Raw genomic sequence first — 17,927 nt, 5'->3', positions numbered from 1 at the left:
CCTCGGCTTCATCGACATCACCTCGATCCGTCTATGGATACGCCATTTGTCAACATGACCTAACCCACAATCACACTTCCTTCCTTAGTTTAAAATCTCTAAACATTAATTTGTAACGGACCTTTATTACGGGCACCGCGGTCCGAAGTCCTGGCAAAGCCGGGGCGCGGTGCAGCATTGCCTGAATACAAAGGAATTGTCGTGCGCCGAACGATGAACCTCATGACAAACGCCTTTGCGCTTTCTGCAAAGAGAGCGCAGCCCATCTCATTCGTCCAAAAGAGCAGTATCGCTCTGATTGCTTTAGTTGTTTCTCTATCGGCCACGCAAAGCCACAGCCAGACAGCGCTCAGCGAAGCCGTCCTTGTCAGCTCGGAACGCGACCCCGGAATTACCGCTCTTCGTCACAAAGTTGCCCGACGGGGCGTTGAAATTCAGGCCGCGCGCGATGAACGCTACCCCCGCATCGGCCTTTCCGCAGATACGGCGACCACGTCAACGGATGGTCCGGGCGTTACACTGACGGTCTCGCAGATGATTTTTGACTGGGGGCGGGTCAGCAGCAATATCGCCGCTGCCTCTCAGGATCGGATTGCCGCCGTTGCGGATTTGAAATCCGGCGTAGAAGAACTTTCTCTCGATGTCTCAGGTTATTTTATTGATGTCGAAGTTATTGACCGTAAAATAAGACAAACACAGGATTATTTGGCCTTTGCCACGCGCATTTGCGATCACGCTGAAGCCCGTGCAACCGGCGGCAGCGGTGATCTGGGCGAAGTCGCCCGGGCAAGGCTGGAAGTCTCGCGCACCGAAGAGCGTCTCGTTCAACTTCAAAGCGACCGCAAACTCGCCCTGGCGCAGCTTGAGTTTCTGATGGGTCGCGCTCCGGGTGCACTGCGCCCCGCACCGGATCTGGCTTTCCTGAGCCGCTACAGCAATGGCGATGCCGTGGCCTCTGCCATCCGCCTTGCACCTAAGTTCATCGCCGCCCAGGCCGGGGCCGGCCGCGCTGAGGCCGAAATTCAGCTCGCCCGCGCCACCCGTCTTCCCACCATCAAACTTCAGGCCCAGGTGCGCGGCGATATCGACCGCGGCCGCACCCGGACCTCGGTCGGCCTCTCCACCGGGCTGGATGTTGGTATCGGGGCCATCACCGGCCGCCAGTTGGAAGCCGCGCGCCTGAACGCAGAGGCCGCGAAATCCAATCAGGAAGCCGTGCGCCGCAATCTGGCCAATGCCGTGCGCAGCGCGCTTGAGCGGATTTCCGTGCTGCGCAGCCGCGAAGCCTCTCAGGGGCGCCAGCTTGCGCAGGCCTCTGACGTGCTGTCGGGTTATGAGGCCCAGTTCATTGCCGGCCAGCGACAGCTGATTGATCTGCTGACCACCGGGCGCGACCTCTACGACGCCCAGATTGACCGCATTGCGACCTACGAAGAACGAAAACGTGCCGAATATGAGGCGGCCTTCGATCTGGGTGTGCTCGGCACCCTGATCCTTGCAAGCTCCAAAGGAGACTGACCCGATGGCCCTCGCAACGGAAAGCACAACCGCCGCCCTGCCCCCCGAAAGCGATCCGGTCGTTCTTGGCCTCGTCGAACTTTGCCGCGCCCATGGCATCACGGCCTCGCCGCAACGGCTGACCGATGGCCTGCCGCGCGGCCATGGGGATGCGCTTCAGCCGGAATTTGCGGCTCTCGCGCTGCGCCGCGTCAATATGAGCTGCCGCGTCAGCCAGGAAGCGCTGACCGCGCTGCCGGACTACAGCCTGCCCGCGCTTGTGCTCATGAAAGACGGCAGCGCCGTGGTGCTGGAGCGTATTTCAGGCGCCGAAGCCCATGTCATTCTGCCCCAGACCGGCGGCGGTCGCATGATCTGGCCCCTGGCCGATCTGCAGAGCCGTCAGGACGGTCGGGTCATCATCTCCAAACCGATCGACGTCGTCTCGGGGCGTCTGGACGGCGGCACCAAAAGCAAACGGCACTGGATCATCGGCCCGGTTCTCGACAACTGGCCGGTCTACCGCGATGTGGTGATTGCCTCTTTTGTGGCGAACCTTCTTGCCATCGGGACCGCGCTTTTCTCAATGCAGGTCTATGACCGCGTGGTGCCGAACCAGGCGTTTGACACGCTGTGGATTCTGGCCAGCGGCGTTGGCATTGCCATCGTTCTGGAAATCTCCCTGCGGATCATGCGGGCCTCTCTCATTGATGTCTCGGGACGTGATCTGGATCTGCGGCTCTCTTCGCAGCTCTTTGAGCATGTCTCGAGCCTGCGTCTGGCGCATCAGCCGAAATCCACGGGCGTCTTCGCCAACCAGGTCCGCGATTTTGCCACCGTGCGTGAATTCTTCACCTCCGGCACGGTGACGGCGCTCTGCGACATTCCCTTCGTGCTGATCTTTGTGGGCGTTCTCTCTTGGCTCGGCGGCCCGATGATGGCAACGGTCTGCATTCTGGCGGTGGTGCTCAGCGTCCTGCCGGGTCTGGTCATGCAGCGCCGCCTTGGGGCCGCATCGCGCGAAAGCACCCGTGAAGCTGCGGCTCTGAACGGTCTGCTGCTGGAAACCGTGTCGAACCTTGAGACCGTCAAAGCCTCGCGTGCCGAGGGCCGCCTGCAGCGCGCCTATGCCCAGCTGACCGCCACCATGGCGACCACGGCCGTGAAAAGCCGCAGCCTGAGCAATCTGATGACGCAGATCGTCTCCTCGGTTCAGAAATTCTCTTATGCGGCTGTGGTGATCGTCGGTGTCTATCTGATCGACAGCGGCAGCCTGACCGTCGGTGGCCTGATCGCCTGTACCCTGCTGTCGAGCCGCACCCTTGCGCCCATGGCTCAGGTGGCCGGACTTCTGTCGCGCTGGCAGCTTGTGAAAGCCGCGATGGAAGGCCTCGACAATATCATGAAACTGCCGGTCGAGCGTCCGGCGGACCGCGATTATGTCCGCGCTCCGGCTATGGCGGGTGCCTATCGTCTGGAACAGGTGGAATTCCGCCACGATCCCGATGCCGCTCCGGTCGTCAATATCCGCGATCTCAGCATTCAGGCCGGTGACCGCGTGGCCCTTCTGGGTGGCAATGGCGCGGGCAAATCGACCCTTCTGCGTCTGCTGGCCGGCCTGACCGATCCGCAGGACGGCGCGGTTCTGGTCGACAACCTTGCGCTCAGCCAGATCGACCCGATCGATCGGCGCCGCCAGATCGGCTATCTGCCGCAGAACGTGGCTCTTTTTCAGGGCACGCTGCGTGACAACCTGCTGCTCGACCATGCACTGCACAGCGATGAGGAACTGCTGGCTGCACTCGATGCGGTGGGCCTTGGCCCCTATGTGCGCCGCCACGCCCGTGGCCTTGATCTGCAGATCCACAGCAATGCCAATGTGTCGGGCGGCCAGAAACAGGCCATCGGCCTTGCACGGGTGATCCTGCAGGATCCGCGCGTGGTGCTGCTCGATGAGCCGACCTCTGCTTTTGACCATGTGACCGAAGCGAAGGTCATCACCTTCCTGCGCGGCTGGCTTGATGGCCGTACGGCGATCATCTCGACCCACAAGCGTGAGGTTCTGGGGCTGACCCGCCGGGCGATCGTGATGAAAGACGGCCAGGTCGCAAGAGACGGTGATCTGCTGCAGATCCTCAATGCCGCACGCTCGGGCAAGGTGGCGCAATCGAGTGTGCAAGTTGTGTCATGAGCGACAGCGTAAGCAGCAGCCATATTGATGGCAGCTATCGCCGCGCAGCCGTGCGGCGGGCAAAGTGGACGATCCGTCTTGTATTTCTCTCGGTTGTGATTGCCATCGTCTGGGCGGCGCTGGCACAGATCAACCAGATCACTCGTGGCGACGGGCGTGTGGTGCCCATGCGCCGCATGCAGACAATCCAGAGCCTTGAGGGCGGTATCCTGCGCGAGATCCACGTGCGCGAAGGGGATATCGTCCGCGAAGGCCAGACCATCGCCACCCTCGATCCGACCCGCTCACGCGCAGCCTTTCTGGCGGCGCGCAGCGAGATCGACTCGCTTGAGGCTGAGATAACCCGCCTTGAGGCGGAGGTCATGGAGGTCGAGACCCTCGACTTCGGGCCCGAGCCCACGCTCGCCCAACAGACAGAGCTGCGCCTTTTCGCAGCGCGCCGGACGCGGCTTCTGGCCTCGCTGGCCTCTCTGGAGGATGAGCGGCGCGCGCTTCAGGAGCAGTTCGACATCACCAGCCCGCTGGCAGAGCGGGGGGCGGTCAGCAAGATGGAGATGCTTCAGCTGCGCCAGAAACTGGCTGAGATTGACGGGCGCATCAATGAAGCGCGCAACGGCTATGTACAGGACAGCTACCGCGATCTTGCCGCGCGGCGCGCGCGTCTGGCCACGCTTCAGGAAGAGGTCGTGCGCAAAGAGGATGAGCTGTCACGCACCGTGGTCAAAAGCCCGGTAGAGGGGCGGATCAACAACATCCAGATCACCACCATCGGCGGCGTTATTCAGCCCGGTGAAGCCTTTATGGAAATCACCCCGCTTGATGACCAGCTGCTGATTGAGACCAAAGTTCTGCCGCGCGATGTGGCCTTTATCGCGCCGGAAATGCCCGCAAGCGTGAAAATCACCGCCTATGACTTTGCCGTCTACGGCGATCTGCGCGGCATCGTGACCCAGATCTCGGAAGACACGGTGGAAGAAGACACCCCTTCGGGTAAACAGAACTTCTACCGCGTGATGGTGCAGACCGAGCGCAGCTATCTTGAGCGCTTCGGCGAGCAGTTCCCGATCCGTCCGGGCATGGTCGCCCAGGTTGATATCGAAAGCGGAACCCAATCCATCCTGAGTTATCTCACCCGCCCGCTCCTGCGCGCCCGACTGCGTTAAGGAGCGGAAGTTTTGCCGGAATATCTGATGCTGCGACCTGCTTTTGTCACCACCGTGCTTTGTGCGGCGCTCTCCTCTGCGGGTCCCGCACTCACCCAGGAGGGCGGATTTCGCAGCTATGCGAAGGTTGAGATCCGGGGCGCGAAATATATCCCCGAGGCCGATATCCGCGAAACCTGCGGCGATCTGGAAGGGGTGCCGCTGGATTCCGTTGATCTGGCCGCCATTGAAGACTGCCTGATGTATACCGGCGTCTTTGAGAAGGTCCGCCTGACCCCTCAGGGCGATCAGCTGCTCGTTGAGGTCCAGGAAGTCCCGGTGCGCCCGGGCCGCGTTGATGCGGGCCTGTCCTGGGCCAATGACTACGGGCTGAACGCTACGCTGAATTATGAGCAGCTGAACCTGATCCCCGGGACCTGGCTGGCAATCCGTAACACCTGGAGCGAAGACTACAAGGCCTATCAGTTCAGCCTCTACGCCCAGGAGCCGGTCGCGGGCGGGCTGAAATTCGCCATCGATATCGGCGGCACCCGCGAAAGCTATGGTGATCTCGATTTCTTCGCCCGCCGCGATCAGGCAGAGGTCTGGGCGCTCTGGCAGGCGCGGGACGATCTCAGTTTTGAGGCGGGCCTTGGCTACCGGGACCAGCGCCTTTATGACGTGCTGCCCGGTGCAAGCCCGCTGCTGCAAAGCGAGGAGGGGGCCGTCAACGCGCCCTTCCTGCGCTTTGCCTTTGACTATGCCACCCCCAAAGCGCCGGAAGGCGCGGCAGAGCCGGCCACCACGGCCAGCCTGCGGGTTGAGAGCTGGCTCTGGAATCTCGGGACCGGTCAGCGCTTAAGTGAGCTGCGGGTGAACACCGGGCTGAGCCATGCCTTCGCAGAAGACTACCGCCTGAGCGCTGCGCTGCGCGGCGGTCTGGTGCGCGGCATCGATGGTGCGCGGCCCACCGCCCTGGATCGCGGCTTCGCCGGCGGGGAAACGCTGCGCGGCTTTGCGCCCCGCGGCGCGGGTCCGCTGCATCTGGGAAGCCGCCTTGGCGGGGAGCGCTGGATGAGCGCGACCCTTGAACTGCAGCGCCGCCTGCCGACCAGGCTCGCAAAAGATCTGACCGCAGGGGTGTTTTTCGATGCGGGGGCGGCCTGGCGGCTCTCGGACACCCTGAACGGCGCGATTGACGACAAGGCCCGGCTGCGCACCAGCATCGGTCTGTCGCTGAGCTTTGACGTCAGCAATGTGCCGGTCTCGCTTTATATCGCAACGCCGATCAAACGGGTCAGCGGCGATCGCAGGCAGGTCTTCGGCCTCTCCGCCGCGGCGCGGTTCTGAGGGGCGGCGCCGCCTGACGGCGCTGAAAAAACCGCCCTGTGGGAGATTTTCCCCCACAGGCGGGATATGAGATCCGCCCAAAGGTATCGGGCGGGGAAGCGGGGGGTCTGCCCCCTGCCCGGCCGTCTGAGCGGCCGTCATTGCCTTGTGAGGGCACACCCCTCACAAAAGCCGAACCTGCGCCGCAGAGTTTGGCCCGATCCGCCTGTGCCCGCGAAGTCCTTTGAGAAACAAAGAACGTGATGACCGGGTGATGCGGCGGCGTCTCAGATCAGCTTGCGATCGCGTGCGGCGATAACGGCCTGGGTCCGGTTGCTGACCCCGAGCTTTTTGCAGACCGACTGAACATGCATCTTCACCGTCGGTTCCGCCAGGGACAGCGCTGCCCCGATTTCACGGTTCGGCATGCCTTCGGCCAGAAGCTTCAGCACGCTGAACTCGCGTTTCGACAGCGGCGACGCAGGCTCTTCGGACACCGCAGCCCGCATCCCCACGAGTTCAACCGGAAGATAGCGACCACCGCCCGCCATGAAGCGGATCTCATTGGGAAGATTCTTCAGCGAGGCCGTCTTCAGCACGATGCCCGCGCCGCCCATGGCGATGGCCTCTTCGACGACCCGCGCGCTCGGGTTGCTGGTCAGAATGCCGACCGGACGGCCTTCATTTTTCTGCAGCGCGCGGGACAGACCAATCAGACCATCCATACCCGGCATATCGAGATCGACGAGCACAAGGTCAAAAGGGCCTGTCTGTTCAATGGCCTGAAGCGCACTGGGCAGATCGGGGACCGTGGTCACCTCAATATCTGAGACCCCGTTGAGATACATCTCAAGCATCTCAAGGATCATGGCGTGGTCATCAGCGATCAGCAGGCGGATCACAGCGGTCTGGTTGTCATTCATTCTTGTGACCTCTGGCAAGTCCGTTGGCAGTCATTCGAATTCCCCCGCAGGCCCGAAGCAAAGCCTTGAAAAGCCTCACCTCCGCCCCGGGACAGGGCAAATCCACGAGATATAGCATTCCGTCGCGGCGTGACAGGTGGTTTCATCATGCTCCAAGCTCCCCGATCGCCTGCTCTGTCCGGCTGAGCGCATCATCAAGCTGATCGCACAGGGGCTCAAGGCAGGGATTTGTGACAGCGACCTCTGCTTCGGTCAGCCGAAGCACCCGCTCAATCGCCCGCAGTCCCGTCAGGCCACAGGCCCCCGTGGCCGCATGCAGCCGCCGCCCCGTATCCGGCCCGATGCCGTCGCGAAGCAGTTCCGTCTGCACCTGCCGCGCCTCTCGCAGAGCGCGCAGCATGAAGTCGCGGGCCTTTTCAACGCCGATCTGACTGATCAGACTTTGCGAAACTTCAGCATCGATCGGACTGTCGCCGCCCTGCCCTGCCGCAGCCGCCCGCGGCGCAGGCGCGGAACCGCTGAGCACCGCGTTCAGCCCTGAGGCCAGGTCTTCGGCCTGGATCGGTTTTTCAAGCACGGTCACCATGCCCGCCCGCAGACAGGCGGCGCGGATGCGGTCGTCAGCATGGGCCGTCAGCCCCACAACCGGGCCACGCCAGACCAGCGACGCTGCCGGATCCCCCCGGCTGAGCCGCTCCGCCAGTTCAATCCCGGTCATCCGCGGCAGGGTCACATCGGTCAGCACCAGCTCAATCCGCGTCGCATATTCCACCCGCGCCAGCAGGGCCAGAGCCTCCGGCCCTGAGCCCACCGAGGTCACCTCAGCCCCGGCGTGGCGCAGCATGTGGGTGATCCAGTCGCGGCTGGAGGGGCTGTCTTCGACCAGGAGAATCTGTCGCGCGGCCAGCGGCAACGCACCCCCGCCCTGCGGCTCTGCCGCAGGCTGCGGCAGAGCCGGGGCGCGCGGCAGCGTGAAGGTGGCGGTAAAGACGGTGCCGATCACCCGCTCTTCGCTTTGCGCCGGAAGGGCCTGACAATCGGCCCCGCGGTCAGCAACGGTCATTTCCCCACCCAGTTGACGCAGAGCATGGGCCAGCACGCTCAGCCCCGCAGAGGGGCGCTGATCGCTGCCGGTGATATCGCGCCCTTCCGCATCGCCCGGACGTGCCAGCACTTCGGCCAGCCGCGCACGATGCTCTGCCGGCAGGCCGCCGCCTTCGTCGGACAGCTCCATCTGCACGCGCCAAAGCTCCGCCGCACCGTCACTGAGCGGCAAAGCCGCGCTGAGCGGTTTTGCCGTCAGGCGCAGTTCGACCCGCCCGCCGCCGTGGTTGACGGAATTGTCGATCAGATTCTGACACAGCGCGCGCACAAAACGCAAAGGCCCGTGCAGCGTCAGATCCGGCGGTGTCTCAAGGGTCAGCACAACCTCGGTGGCGCGGGCCGCCGCAATCGGCTCGACCAGGGCGACCAGAGCCGTGACCTCATCGGCAAGGCGGAAATCTTCATCCGGCTGCCCGCCCCGCAGGCTCTGCTCCCCCCGGATGACGGAGAGGACATTCGACACCTGATCAAGCGCGAGCCCCGCAGCCCGGCGCATCCGATGCGCGGTCTCTTCGGTCAGGCCCGGCCCGTCGCGGCGCGTCAGGGCCTCTGCCGAGGCCAGGAGCGACTGAATCGGTGTGCGCAGGTCATGGGCCACCCGCATCAGAGTGGCCGCCCGCGCCCGGTTCCGCAGCCAGGTCGATTCCTGATCACTCTCTGCCAGACGCAGCAGAAAGCCCTCAGCGCTGCCCAGGGGCACATGCACCACCTCGCCCTCAAAGCTGTGCGTCTCGCGCTGCCAGCGCGCCGCGGCACTGCCCGAGCGGCGGGCGGTATTGCACAAAGCCTGCCAGTCGAGGTGCTGCAGCAGGCTCTCACGATCAATGCCAAGACGCTGCGAGGACAGATTGGCCAGAAGGATCTCGCCCCGCGCACTCGCCAGCGTCACCGCACGGCGATCGGTCACCATAACCCGTGCCAGCGCCTGCAAAATCGGCCGCGCCGCCTCTGCCTGGCGCTGACGGTTCGGGGCGGCCTGAGCCTCTGGAAGCGCTGTTGGCAAGGGCAGTTCTCCTTAGATATCCGGTGCATTGGACAGCGGCGCAGGGCTCTCGCGCCGCCGCCCGGGGCTATTGTGATCTGCGCACCCGCGCGGGACAAGCGGGTTCTCAGACCCCTCTCAGGGCTGCTCTGTCAGCGGATTATAAACCCTCTGGTCAGGAATTGATTTACATACTATGGTATGGTAGTATGGGTTACAACATACTAATTATGTCGCCAGCGCAGGGTAGGAGTGTACGATGGCAGAGAGAACGATTGTTGCGGGCGGGCTACAGAATGTTGCAGTCAACCTGACCAAGGCAGATATTGCTGCCTATACCAAGACCGGTCAGGATCTGGTCATGCGACTGACCGACGGCAACACGGTGCGGATCAGCGGATTTTACAACCTGACCCCCGACGCAAAACCTCATCTCGTTCAACTCGCCGATGGTGCGCTGATCGACCCGCGCCCCGATGGCACCGTCAGCAGCGCCGGTGCCGCTGGTGAAGAAGGCGGCCTCGTGGCCCTCGGCGTGGCCGGTCTCGGCGCGGCCCTCGTTGCCGCAGGTGGCGGTGGCGGTGGCGGCGGCACCCCGGTCGGGACACCGGGCGACGACGAGGACCCGCCAACGGATGACGAAGATCCGCCCACGGACGACGAAGATCAACCCACGGACGACGAAGATCCGCCCACGGACGACGAAGATCCGCCCACGGACGACGAAGATCCGCCCACGGACGACGAAGATCCGCCCACGGACGACGAAGATCCGCCCGGCGGTGAGACTCCCACACCGGCGCGGGCGGGTGTGCTGGATCCAGTCCTCGCAGATGGCGGTCTGCTGGGTGTTGTCACCGGCAATGCTGGTGCGCTTGGCGCGATCACCGGCTCGGCTGGCCTTCTGGGCGGGCTGCTCGGTGCTGCGGGGCCGCTTGGCGGTCTGTCGGACGCGCTGCTCGGCGCACCGCTGCTGGGCGACGGCCCGAACCCGGATCAGGGTCTGGTCGATCCGCTCCTGTCTGACAGCGGACTTCTGGGTGCGGTCACCGGTAACTCGGGGCTTCTTGGCGATATCACCGGCTCTGACGGGCTGGTCGGCTCGCTCGTGGGGAATGAAGGCGCTCTCGCAGGTCTGACCGGCGATGAGGGGCTTCTGGGTGAGCTCCTCGGCACGGGTCTTCTGGGCGAAGGCGCAGAGGGCGATGACGCTCCGGGTGGCGCCGACAATCTGCTCGGCGGTCTGCTCGGGGAAGATGGCCTCGTCGGCGGTCTTCTTGGTGGCGTCACCGGTGGCACCGGTGAAGGCCTCGTTGGCGGCCTGCTCGGCGGGATCACCGGCGGCGACGGTGAAGGCCTCGTTGGTGGCCTGCTCGGCGGGATCACCGGCGGCGACGGTGAGGGCCTCCTGGGCGGACTGCTGGGTGGTCTGACCGGCGGCAACGGCGACGGTCTGCTTGACCCGATCATCGCAGACGATGGCCTGCTGGGCGATCTGACCGGAAACTCGGGCCTGCTGGGCGCAGTCACCGGATCAGAAGGTCTGCTGGGAGCGGTTGTCGGTGATGCGGGCCTGCTCGCGCCTGTTACCGGCTCGGATGGTCTGATCGGCAGCATCACCGGCAAGGGTCTGCTGGGTCGAGGTCTCTTCGGATCGGCCTCCTCGGATCACGCCATGCTGGAAAGCTATACATTCCTCGACGACAGCCCGGCTCCGAACGGGAACGACGACCTGGCCGGCTGATCCCCCCGGCCGTCATCGGGCCCTCGCCCGATGGAACAGCGCCCCCGTGTTCGGGGGCGCTGTTTTTCATTGCCAGGGCTGCAGCCTGCGGGACGCGCCCTGCAGCGTGTCGGAAGCGCCTGAAACGGTGGGCACGCCGCGTCTGGCAACGGCCCGATCCCCTGCGCGACACCCGATCGGAAATCTTAACGAGAGCCGGTCCTTTCCAACTCATCGCTGAGCGCGAAAGAGCTGCTTTTCCTCAGGCGCAGATATAGGCGTTCACTGCCCGGTCCACCCGCCCTCCCATCCGGACAGGCTGAGATTGGCCTCCCCTTTCTGACCGCACTGTCGCGCCGAAGGACCCCCTCCTGTGACTTTGTCACCTGACCTTTCCGATTTTTCGCACAAAGCCCGGAATAAGGTTTGCCATCGCCGGCCGGATCGGGCGAGATCATGCCCCGCCTGACGGTGTAGGTTAGGTGGCCATCAGCTTTGTCGTTAGGTTTGGGTTGCACACCCCATGAACCGAGGACGCCCCTGATGACCAAACCCATGATGGACCTTCGCGCGCTTTTTGAGAAGAGCGCAGACGCCGACCTTTTGCGCGAGATGATCGGCTTTGCAGCCGAGCGGCTGATGGAGCTTGAGGTCGGCGCCAAGACCAATGCCGAGTATGGCGAGAAGTCAGTCGAGCGCATGGCGCAGCGCAACGGCTATCGCGAGCGCGATTGGCAGACACGCGCGGGCCAAGTGGAACTGAAGATCCCTCGGCTGCGGACGGGGTCGTATTTTCCATCTTTCCTGGAGCCGCGCCGCTCGGTGGAGAAGGCGCTGACGGCGGTAATCCAAGAGGCTTATATTCATGGCATTTCAACGCGTTCGATGGATGATTTGGTTCAGGCCATGGGCGGCACCGGCATTTCCAAAAGCCATGTCAGCAGGCTGTGCGAAGAGATAGATGAACGGGTGGATGCCTTCCTTGAACGGCCGATTGAGGGCGAATGGCCCTATCTTTGGATCGATGCCACCTATCTGAAGATCCGCCAGGGCGGCCGCATCGTCAGCGTCGCGGTCACGCTGGCAGTGGGCGTCAACACCGACGGACGCCGTGAAGTACTGGGCATGGCGATCGGTGCCTCCGAGGCCGAGCCGTTCTGGACCGAGTTCCTGCGCGGCCTGGTGCGGCGGGGATTGCGCGGGGTGAAGCTGGTGATCAGCGATGCGCATGAGGGCATCAAGGCCGCCACATCGCGCGTGCTTTCAACGACTTGGCAGAGATGCCGCGTCCACTTTCAACGCAATGCCTTGGCCCATGCCGGCAAAAATAGTCGCGGGATGGTCTCAGCCTTCATCGCGACCGCTTTCGCCCAGCCGGACCATCAAGCGGCCAAGACCCAATGGCGTGTCGTGGCTGATCAGATGCGGGGCAAGCTGCCCAAGCTCGCGGCCCTCATGGACACTGCGGAGGAGGATGTCTTGGCCTATATGACCTTCCCTGCCCAGCACCGCACCAAATTGCACAGCACGAACTCGATTGAGCGGCTTAACGGCGAAATCAAGCGCCGCACCGACGTGGTGGACATCTTCCCCAACGAGGCAGCCATCCGACGTTTGGTGGGCGCCATCCTGATGGAGCAGACCGAGGAATGGACCGTGCAGCGTGGCCGCTACATGACACTAGTAACCTTAGCCCCCATCTGCGATGATCTCATCGTCAGCCTGCCAGTCGCGCAGAGAAGCTGATCAGCTCAGACCTCGCCAAAGCCAGAGGCCCGTCATAAGCTACACCATTCCGTGGGACACGATCTCGGGCGAGACAATCAGACTTGGCCCGAAGGGGCGTTTCCCGTCCAGGCAAGAGCACCCTTTGACAGAAACACGGGTCACGACAAAGCGGAGAGAGATCCTGAAATGACCCGGATGCTCCAGGACCCGGACCAGTTGCAAAGCTATATCGGGCGGCGTGAGACGCGACAGGATGCGGTAGAGCCAGGCATCTTTCACCGAGCCGCCGCCCTTTTTGACCAGCCCCCGCCCGGGCCTGGCGCCGCCCTGCCTGAGCTGTGGCACTGGTTTCTCTTCCCGCCGGAGGCCGGACAAAGCCTTCTGGGACCGGACGGCCATCCGGCGCCGGGCGGCTTCCTGCCCGACCTTGGTCTGCCGCGACGGATGTGGGGAGGCAGCGGGGTGACCTTCCACCATCCGCTGCATATCGGCGCGCCCGTGACCCGCGAGAGCGTGATCGAAAAGATCGACCTGAAGCCCGCCCGCAGCGGTCACCTCGGCATCATCCGCCTGCGTCACAGCCTGCATCAGGAGGGGCACCTTTGCCTCACAGAGCTGCAGGATCTGGTCTATCGCGAGGCGGCGCAGCCCGGGGACAGGCCCGCGCCGCCGCAGCCTGGCCCGCACCGCGCCGACCGGCAGCGCCTGTTCACACCGGATCCGGTTTTTCTCTTTCGCTACTCCGCACTGACCTGGAACGCCCACCGCATTCACTATGACCGACCCTGGGCCACCGGAGTTGAGGGCTATCGGGATCTGGTCGTTCATGGCCCGCTGACCGCAACCCTGCTGGCCGCTCATGGCCGGGAGACCTGCGGCAAACCCCTGACCAGCTTCCGTTTTCGCGGCCTGAGTCCGCTTTTTTGCAACGAGCCTCTCAGCCTGAATGCCACAGCAAAGGGCCCTGGCCTCCACCTCTGGGCCAGCGGCCCCGCCGGCGGCATGTCTTTGACGGCTGAGGCAGAGGTATGAGGCAGCGCGCTTACGCACCAGGCAATTCGTCCGGGTGAAACAGGCCCCGGACCTTCCGGTTTGCGAGAGATCCCCCCGGCAGAGCCGCAGGTGGCTCAGGCTCATCTCCGGCCCCGGCCCTGGCTCCGGCCCGGAAGACCTGCGACCGGATGACATCGCCCTGAAAGGCCGGAGCGCCCATCGCAATCTGCGGGACGACCACAGTGCTTGGAAGCGCCAGGAAATCCCCAAAAGTCCTGTCCCCTTCCCTCCCTGCGCGCTCACGCAGGGCGCACCGGATTGTGATGTGCATGATCGCACAGACAGAGGCGAAACGCAGCCGTTTTCTCAGACCTTTTGTCGGCATAGCTAAGCCTCATCGCAGGCAGAGATGCACTGCAGCACGCAATGAAGGACGTATGAAATGAAAGTTTTTGCTATTCTCGCCGCCGCCCTGCTGACCGCCGGTGCTGCCTCCGCAATGCCGATCCCCGCTGAGGGCAGCTATATCCCCGGTCCTGCAAACTACGGCGAAAAAGTCTCTGTGCAGGCTGTTGAGGTCTATCTGGAGCGCGAGCTGAGCGCCCTTGGGCTGAGCGGTTCCGACACCGTCACGGTGACCCGCGCCCAGTCCCCCGCAAGCGTCAGCCATCAGGGCGGTCGTTAAGCTCTCTCTTATCAACCGATCCGAAAGGCACCTCCTGTGGAGGTGCCTTTTCTTTTGCATCAGGGTGAAGGTGGTGAGGATGTACCCACCCCCGGGCGGTATCGTTGTGAGCTGTCGGAATCGTCAGGATCCAACCTGGGAAGCGTTCCTGACGACCCTTCAACTCCGGAAACGCGGCTTCCAGCCCCCGACAGAGACCCCTCCCGTCTTCAGCCGCATCAGCCTGCAAGGGCTGAAAGGGCAAGACCCGCGATGATCAGCCCCAGCCCCGCGATCCGCGCCAGACTCGCTGTCTCCTGCTGCAGGCCGATGCCGATCATGGTGAGTGAGACCATCGCAAGCGCGGTCACGGCCGTATAGGTCAGGCTTAGCGAATAATGACGGATCGCCGTGACAAAGGCGCTGAGCAGAACTGCCGCGCTGATCACCGAAAGCCACATCCATCCGGAGGTCAGAACGGACAGCGCAAGGCTCCAGGGGCCCGAGGGGTTAAGCCCCTGCGCGCCCTTTTTCAGACAGAGATTCAGCGCGACGTTCGCGCCCGCGGCAATCAGGATCAATATCCAATGGTTCATCTCTGTCCTGCTTTCTGATCTGATTGATCCACACCCGATGCAGGGCCACTGCCGCCAGAACGGCGATAAAGGGGGAGGAGGGCATGTGGTAGCGATCCTCTGCCACCACCACGACGTGAAGGGCGGTAAAATACCCCCAGAGTGACACGGGCTGATTGAAAAGGGCGGCGGCGATCCCGCTGCGCCCTGCGATCACCACCATCCCTCCGAGCGCCCCGGCCAGAAGCAGATACCAGTAGAGGGTCGCAACGATCTTGGTCAGCATCACGCCGCGCGCGCCGATCAGAGCCGTCAGGTTCTGCTCATTCCAGACGACACCGATGGTTTCGCGGTTGTTCAGTTTGACGAGCTTCAGCGCTAGGAGCCGCAGGGCCGCGGCAGGCTCTTCGCGGATAAACTGCTTTGCCTGATCTTTAAGGTAATCGTTTCGCTCAATCTCAGACATGGTGGCGACTTCGGCGGGCAGTTCCATATAGCCGCCCGAGCTCTGCGGGTTGTTGCCCATCCAGAAATTGGCGCCGAAATTGGTGGAAATCATCGCCGGTGCGCCCAGAACCCGTTGATTTCGCCAACTCCAGGGGGCGGCTGCCAGCACGATCAGAAGCACGATCACCCCGGCCTGCACCGCCCTGTGCAAAAACCGGCGCGGTCCCTGCACCAGATCCACCAGCGCCAGGGCCACCGGCACCAGCAGCACTACGGGGCGAATGTAAGAGGTCAGCCCCCAGATCAGCCCGGCCAGCAGCAGGTTCGCCACCGGATGCCCGTGCGGGCGCTGCCAGAACACCAGCCCGGCCAGAAGACCGGCTATAAAGAACAGCTCGCTGGAAAGAACGGAGGTGAAAAAGATCAGGTTCGGCCAGAAGGCGACCAGCCCGAGTGCCAGCATTCCTACGCTTTCCCCGAACCAGCGGCGGGCCAGATGAAAGGTCAGCGCAAGGATCATCACGCCCGCAATCAAATTCAGGACCACCACGCCAAGATAGCTCTCGGTGAAGAGATAGGTGAAGGCCACCAGCGCTGAGGTGCCGACGGCCCAATAGGCTGTGGGCTCCTCCGCACTCCAGCCATAGACGCCATGGGTGGCCAGGGTGCGGGCAAACTGATCATAGGCCTCGCTGTCTGAGACCGGAAAAACCGGCACAGCGATCGCCCAGATCAGCCGCAGCCCGATCCCGATCAGCATCAGCCAGCGGAAAAGGGCCCGCTGATCCCCCCGGACCGCGCGAAAACCTGTCATCCGAAGTCTCCCAGGGCCGCCACCAGAAAGATCGCCAGCATAAGAAGGCCGCAGATCAGCCCGACCCGGTCACGCAGGGTAAAGACGATCGGGTCGTCCGTCATGAAGCCCCGCCGCGTCATCAGCTGCATCCGGCCGATCCAGAGCATCAGAACCACGCAGATCAGCAAAAGAAGGTCCGGGTTGGCAAACTGCTGCTGCACCTGATCGTCCTGCGAATAAAGCGCAAAGACGAGCACGGCGGCCTGGGCGGCGGCGATGGACATCGCCTGATAGACCGGCAGATCTCCCGTCATCAGATTGCGCCCCTCGGTTGAGGTTTTGCCCCGCAGCGCCAGATCTTCAAGCTCTGCCTGCCGTTTGATGGTGGCCAGCGCGAAGAACAAAAACATCGAAAAGACGAGCAGCCAGGGCGAGAGCACAATCCCCGTCGCCGCGCTGCCCGCAACGATCCGCAGCGTATAAAGCGCTGCCAGCCCGATCACATCCACCATCATCCGCCGCTTCAGTGACAGCGAATAAAGCGTTGTCATCACCAGATAGAGCAGCAGCACCCACAAAAACGGCAGCGGCAGAAAGACTGCCGCCATCAGAAATGAGGCTGCCAGCAATCCGGCCGAGACACCCGCCCCCTGTAAGGCACTGGCCGCACCTGCGGCAAAGGGGCGATTTTTCTTGCGCGGATGCGCCCGGTCGGCGGGCAGATCCAGCAGATCATTCAGGATATAGATCGCCGAGGCCGTAAGCGAAAAACACAGCATCGCCAGAAGCGCCGCCGGCAGTCCGGCCACTTGCTGTGCCGCAAGAACCGGCAGCAGGATCAGCAGGTTCTTCGCCCATTGATGCGGCCGGCAGGCCCTGACCAAAGCCCGCAGAGGCAGACCCCCCGCGCTGCTGATGAGATGCAGATCAATGCCCTCGCGCGCTGCAAGACGTTGCAGGCCCGGCGAAATCCGCACGCCAAAGGCCCGCCGTGCCGCCTTCCAGACCGGCAGATCGGTCACGCTGTCTCCGATGTAGTCAAACCCCCCGGCCCCAAATTTTTCGACCAGAAAGGCCGCCTTGCCCTGACCCCGCAGATTGCCCGCTGCGCCCGGACTTCCCGTGCCCACCGCCAGATCGAACAGGCCCAGATGCGCTGCAACATCCTCAACCTGCCGATGATCGGCTGCCGAGACCAGCGCCACCTGCCGCCCCCCTTCGCGGGCCCGGGCGATCACCTCAAGCACATCGCCGTTATAGGGCAGCTGCGCAGGATCTGAGAGAGCACGATCCGCAACCTGCTGCTTCAGCGCGGCTTTCCCCCGGGCCAGCCAGAGAGGCAGTTGCACAAGTGCCGAGGGCTCGCGGGCCACGAGGCCAAGCACCCCCTCATGCAAAGTGTCACTCAGGCTCAAGGTCCCGTCGAGGTCAACGACCAGAGGGCCCTCCGGGACAGAACAGGCGGGAGGTGGGATCGTCAGTTCTTCCATGCGAAATTGCCTTTATCCGCCTGCAACCGAAGATAATACAAATCCATTGCCTCGTTCAGAGAGGAATTCCGGCCTGCCCTCTGACGACCGGATCTGATGAACGATCCGCGTTCTGCGGCTGAAGGTGATGTTGGGACCGTCCTGACTTTATGTCCAGAGACAGTTAACCGACCCACGCAGGCCGATCCGGTAAAGCGGGGCTTCCTCCGCAAGTCGTTTGCCGGGATTCATATCAATGGTTGAGAGGGTTATCCTGTCAATCCTGCCGAAGCCTTCTGGCCTAGCAACTGTATTTCTCACGCCGTTGCGGCGGTCCATTTCTGCCGGCTCTTGCACAGGGTGT

14 protein-coding genes are annotated in these 17,927 nt (G+C 63.3%); 8 read left to right on the top strand and 6 right to left on the bottom strand.

Translation table 11 applies throughout. The annotated features are described in order from the left end of the window. The first annotated feature begins 222 nt into the window (after positions 1–222). The 4 genes from EP867_RS17075 to EP867_RS17060 are packed head-to-tail and all read left to right on the top strand — an operon-like array spanning position 223 to position 6,180. Positions 223–1,518, top strand: coding sequence for a TolC family protein (locus EP867_RS17075; protein ID WP_128490674.1), 1,296 nt, complete (start codon positions 223–225; stop codon positions 1,516–1,518). Between the two features lie 4 nt (positions 1,519–1,522). Further along, the gene (locus EP867_RS17070; protein ID WP_128490673.1) at positions 1,523–3,688 is read left to right on the top strand and encodes a type I secretion system permease/ATPase; all 2,166 of its coding nucleotides are present in this window, start codon (positions 1,523–1,525) and stop codon (positions 3,686–3,688) included. Then, positions 3,685–4,851 (top strand): HlyD family efflux transporter periplasmic adaptor subunit, encoded by a 1,167-nt coding sequence (locus tag EP867_RS17065; RefSeq protein ID WP_128490672.1) that lies wholly within the window; start codon positions 3,685–3,687, stop codon positions 4,849–4,851. The genes EP867_RS17070 and EP867_RS17065 overlap by 4 nt, the downstream gene beginning before the upstream one ends. Before the next feature lie 27 nt (positions 4,852–4,878). Then, a complete protein-coding gene (locus EP867_RS17060; RefSeq protein ID WP_128490671.1) occupies positions 4,879–6,180 on the top strand; it encodes a BamA/TamA family outer membrane protein in 1,302 nt (433 codons plus the stop codon). 266 nt (positions 6,181–6,446) lie between these two features. On the opposite strand, the gene EP867_RS17055 is transcribed toward EP867_RS17060, so the two are convergent. Together EP867_RS17055 and EP867_RS17050 are read right to left on the bottom strand one after the other, a co-directional pair. Further along, positions 6,447–7,082 carry a response regulator transcription factor gene (locus tag EP867_RS17055; protein ID WP_128490670.1) on the bottom strand — a complete coding sequence of 212 codons (636 nt, stop codon included), beginning with the start codon at positions 7,080–7,082 and terminating at the stop codon, positions 6,447–6,449. A gap of 145 nt (positions 7,083–7,227) precedes the next feature. Then, positions 7,228–9,189, bottom strand: coding sequence for a hybrid sensor histidine kinase/response regulator (locus EP867_RS17050; RefSeq protein WP_128490669.1), 1,962 nt, complete (start codon positions 9,187–9,189; stop codon positions 7,228–7,230). A gap of 238 nt (positions 9,190–9,427) precedes the next feature. On the opposite strand from EP867_RS17050, the gene EP867_RS17045 reads away from it, so the two are divergent. From EP867_RS17045 to EP867_RS17030, 4 genes are all read left to right on the top strand, one after another. Next, positions 9,428–10,912, top strand: a complete 1,485-nt coding sequence (locus EP867_RS17045; protein ID WP_128490668.1) for a BapA prefix-like domain-containing protein — start codon at positions 9,428–9,430, stop codon at positions 10,910–10,912. A gap of 522 nt (positions 10,913–11,434) precedes the next feature. Continuing rightward, entirely contained in the window at positions 11,435–12,637 is a 1,203-nt protein-coding gene (locus EP867_RS17040; RefSeq protein ID WP_128490667.1) for an IS256 family transposase, read from the top strand. Positions 12,638–12,805: 168 nt separating this feature from the next. Next, a complete protein-coding gene (locus EP867_RS17035) occupies positions 12,806–13,651 on the top strand; it encodes a hypothetical protein (RefSeq protein ID WP_128490666.1) in 846 nt (281 codons plus the stop codon). 403 nt (positions 13,652–14,054) lie between these two features. After that, entirely contained in the window at positions 14,055–14,297 is a 243-nt protein-coding gene (locus tag EP867_RS17030; protein ID WP_128490665.1) for a hypothetical protein, read from the top strand. 218 nt (positions 14,298–14,515) lie between these two features. On the opposite strand, the gene EP867_RS17025 is transcribed toward EP867_RS17030, so the two are convergent. From EP867_RS17025 to EP867_RS20085, 4 genes are all read right to left on the bottom strand, one after another. Then, positions 14,516–14,857, bottom strand: a complete 342-nt coding sequence (locus EP867_RS17025) for a hypothetical protein (RefSeq protein WP_194085565.1) — start codon at positions 14,855–14,857, stop codon at positions 14,516–14,518. Then, positions 14,787–16,112: an ArnT family glycosyltransferase gene (locus EP867_RS17020; protein WP_128490663.1), complete on the bottom strand. Its 1,326-nt coding sequence runs from the start codon at positions 16,110–16,112 to the stop codon at positions 14,787–14,789. The genes EP867_RS17025 and EP867_RS17020 overlap by 71 nt, the downstream gene beginning before the upstream one ends. Further along, the gene (locus EP867_RS17015) at positions 16,109–17,584 is read right to left on the bottom strand and encodes a UbiA family prenyltransferase (RefSeq protein WP_128490662.1); all 1,476 of its coding nucleotides are present in this window, start codon (positions 17,582–17,584) and stop codon (positions 16,109–16,111) included. Before EP867_RS17015 ends, EP867_RS17020 begins: the two co-directional genes overlap by 4 nt. Before the next feature lie 147 nt (positions 17,585–17,731). Further along, positions 17,732–17,927 (bottom strand): hypothetical protein (locus EP867_RS20085; RefSeq protein ID WP_206616361.1); only part of this gene is annotated, 196 nt, incomplete at its 5' end.

The organism is Falsigemmobacter intermedius, assembly GCF_004054105.1.
Taxonomy (GTDB): Bacteria; Pseudomonadota; Alphaproteobacteria; order Rhodobacterales; family Rhodobacteraceae; genus Wagnerdoeblera; species Wagnerdoeblera intermedia.
The sequence above is the reverse complement of the archived record's forward strand: the minus strand, read 5'-3'. Positions and strand labels throughout refer to the sequence as shown.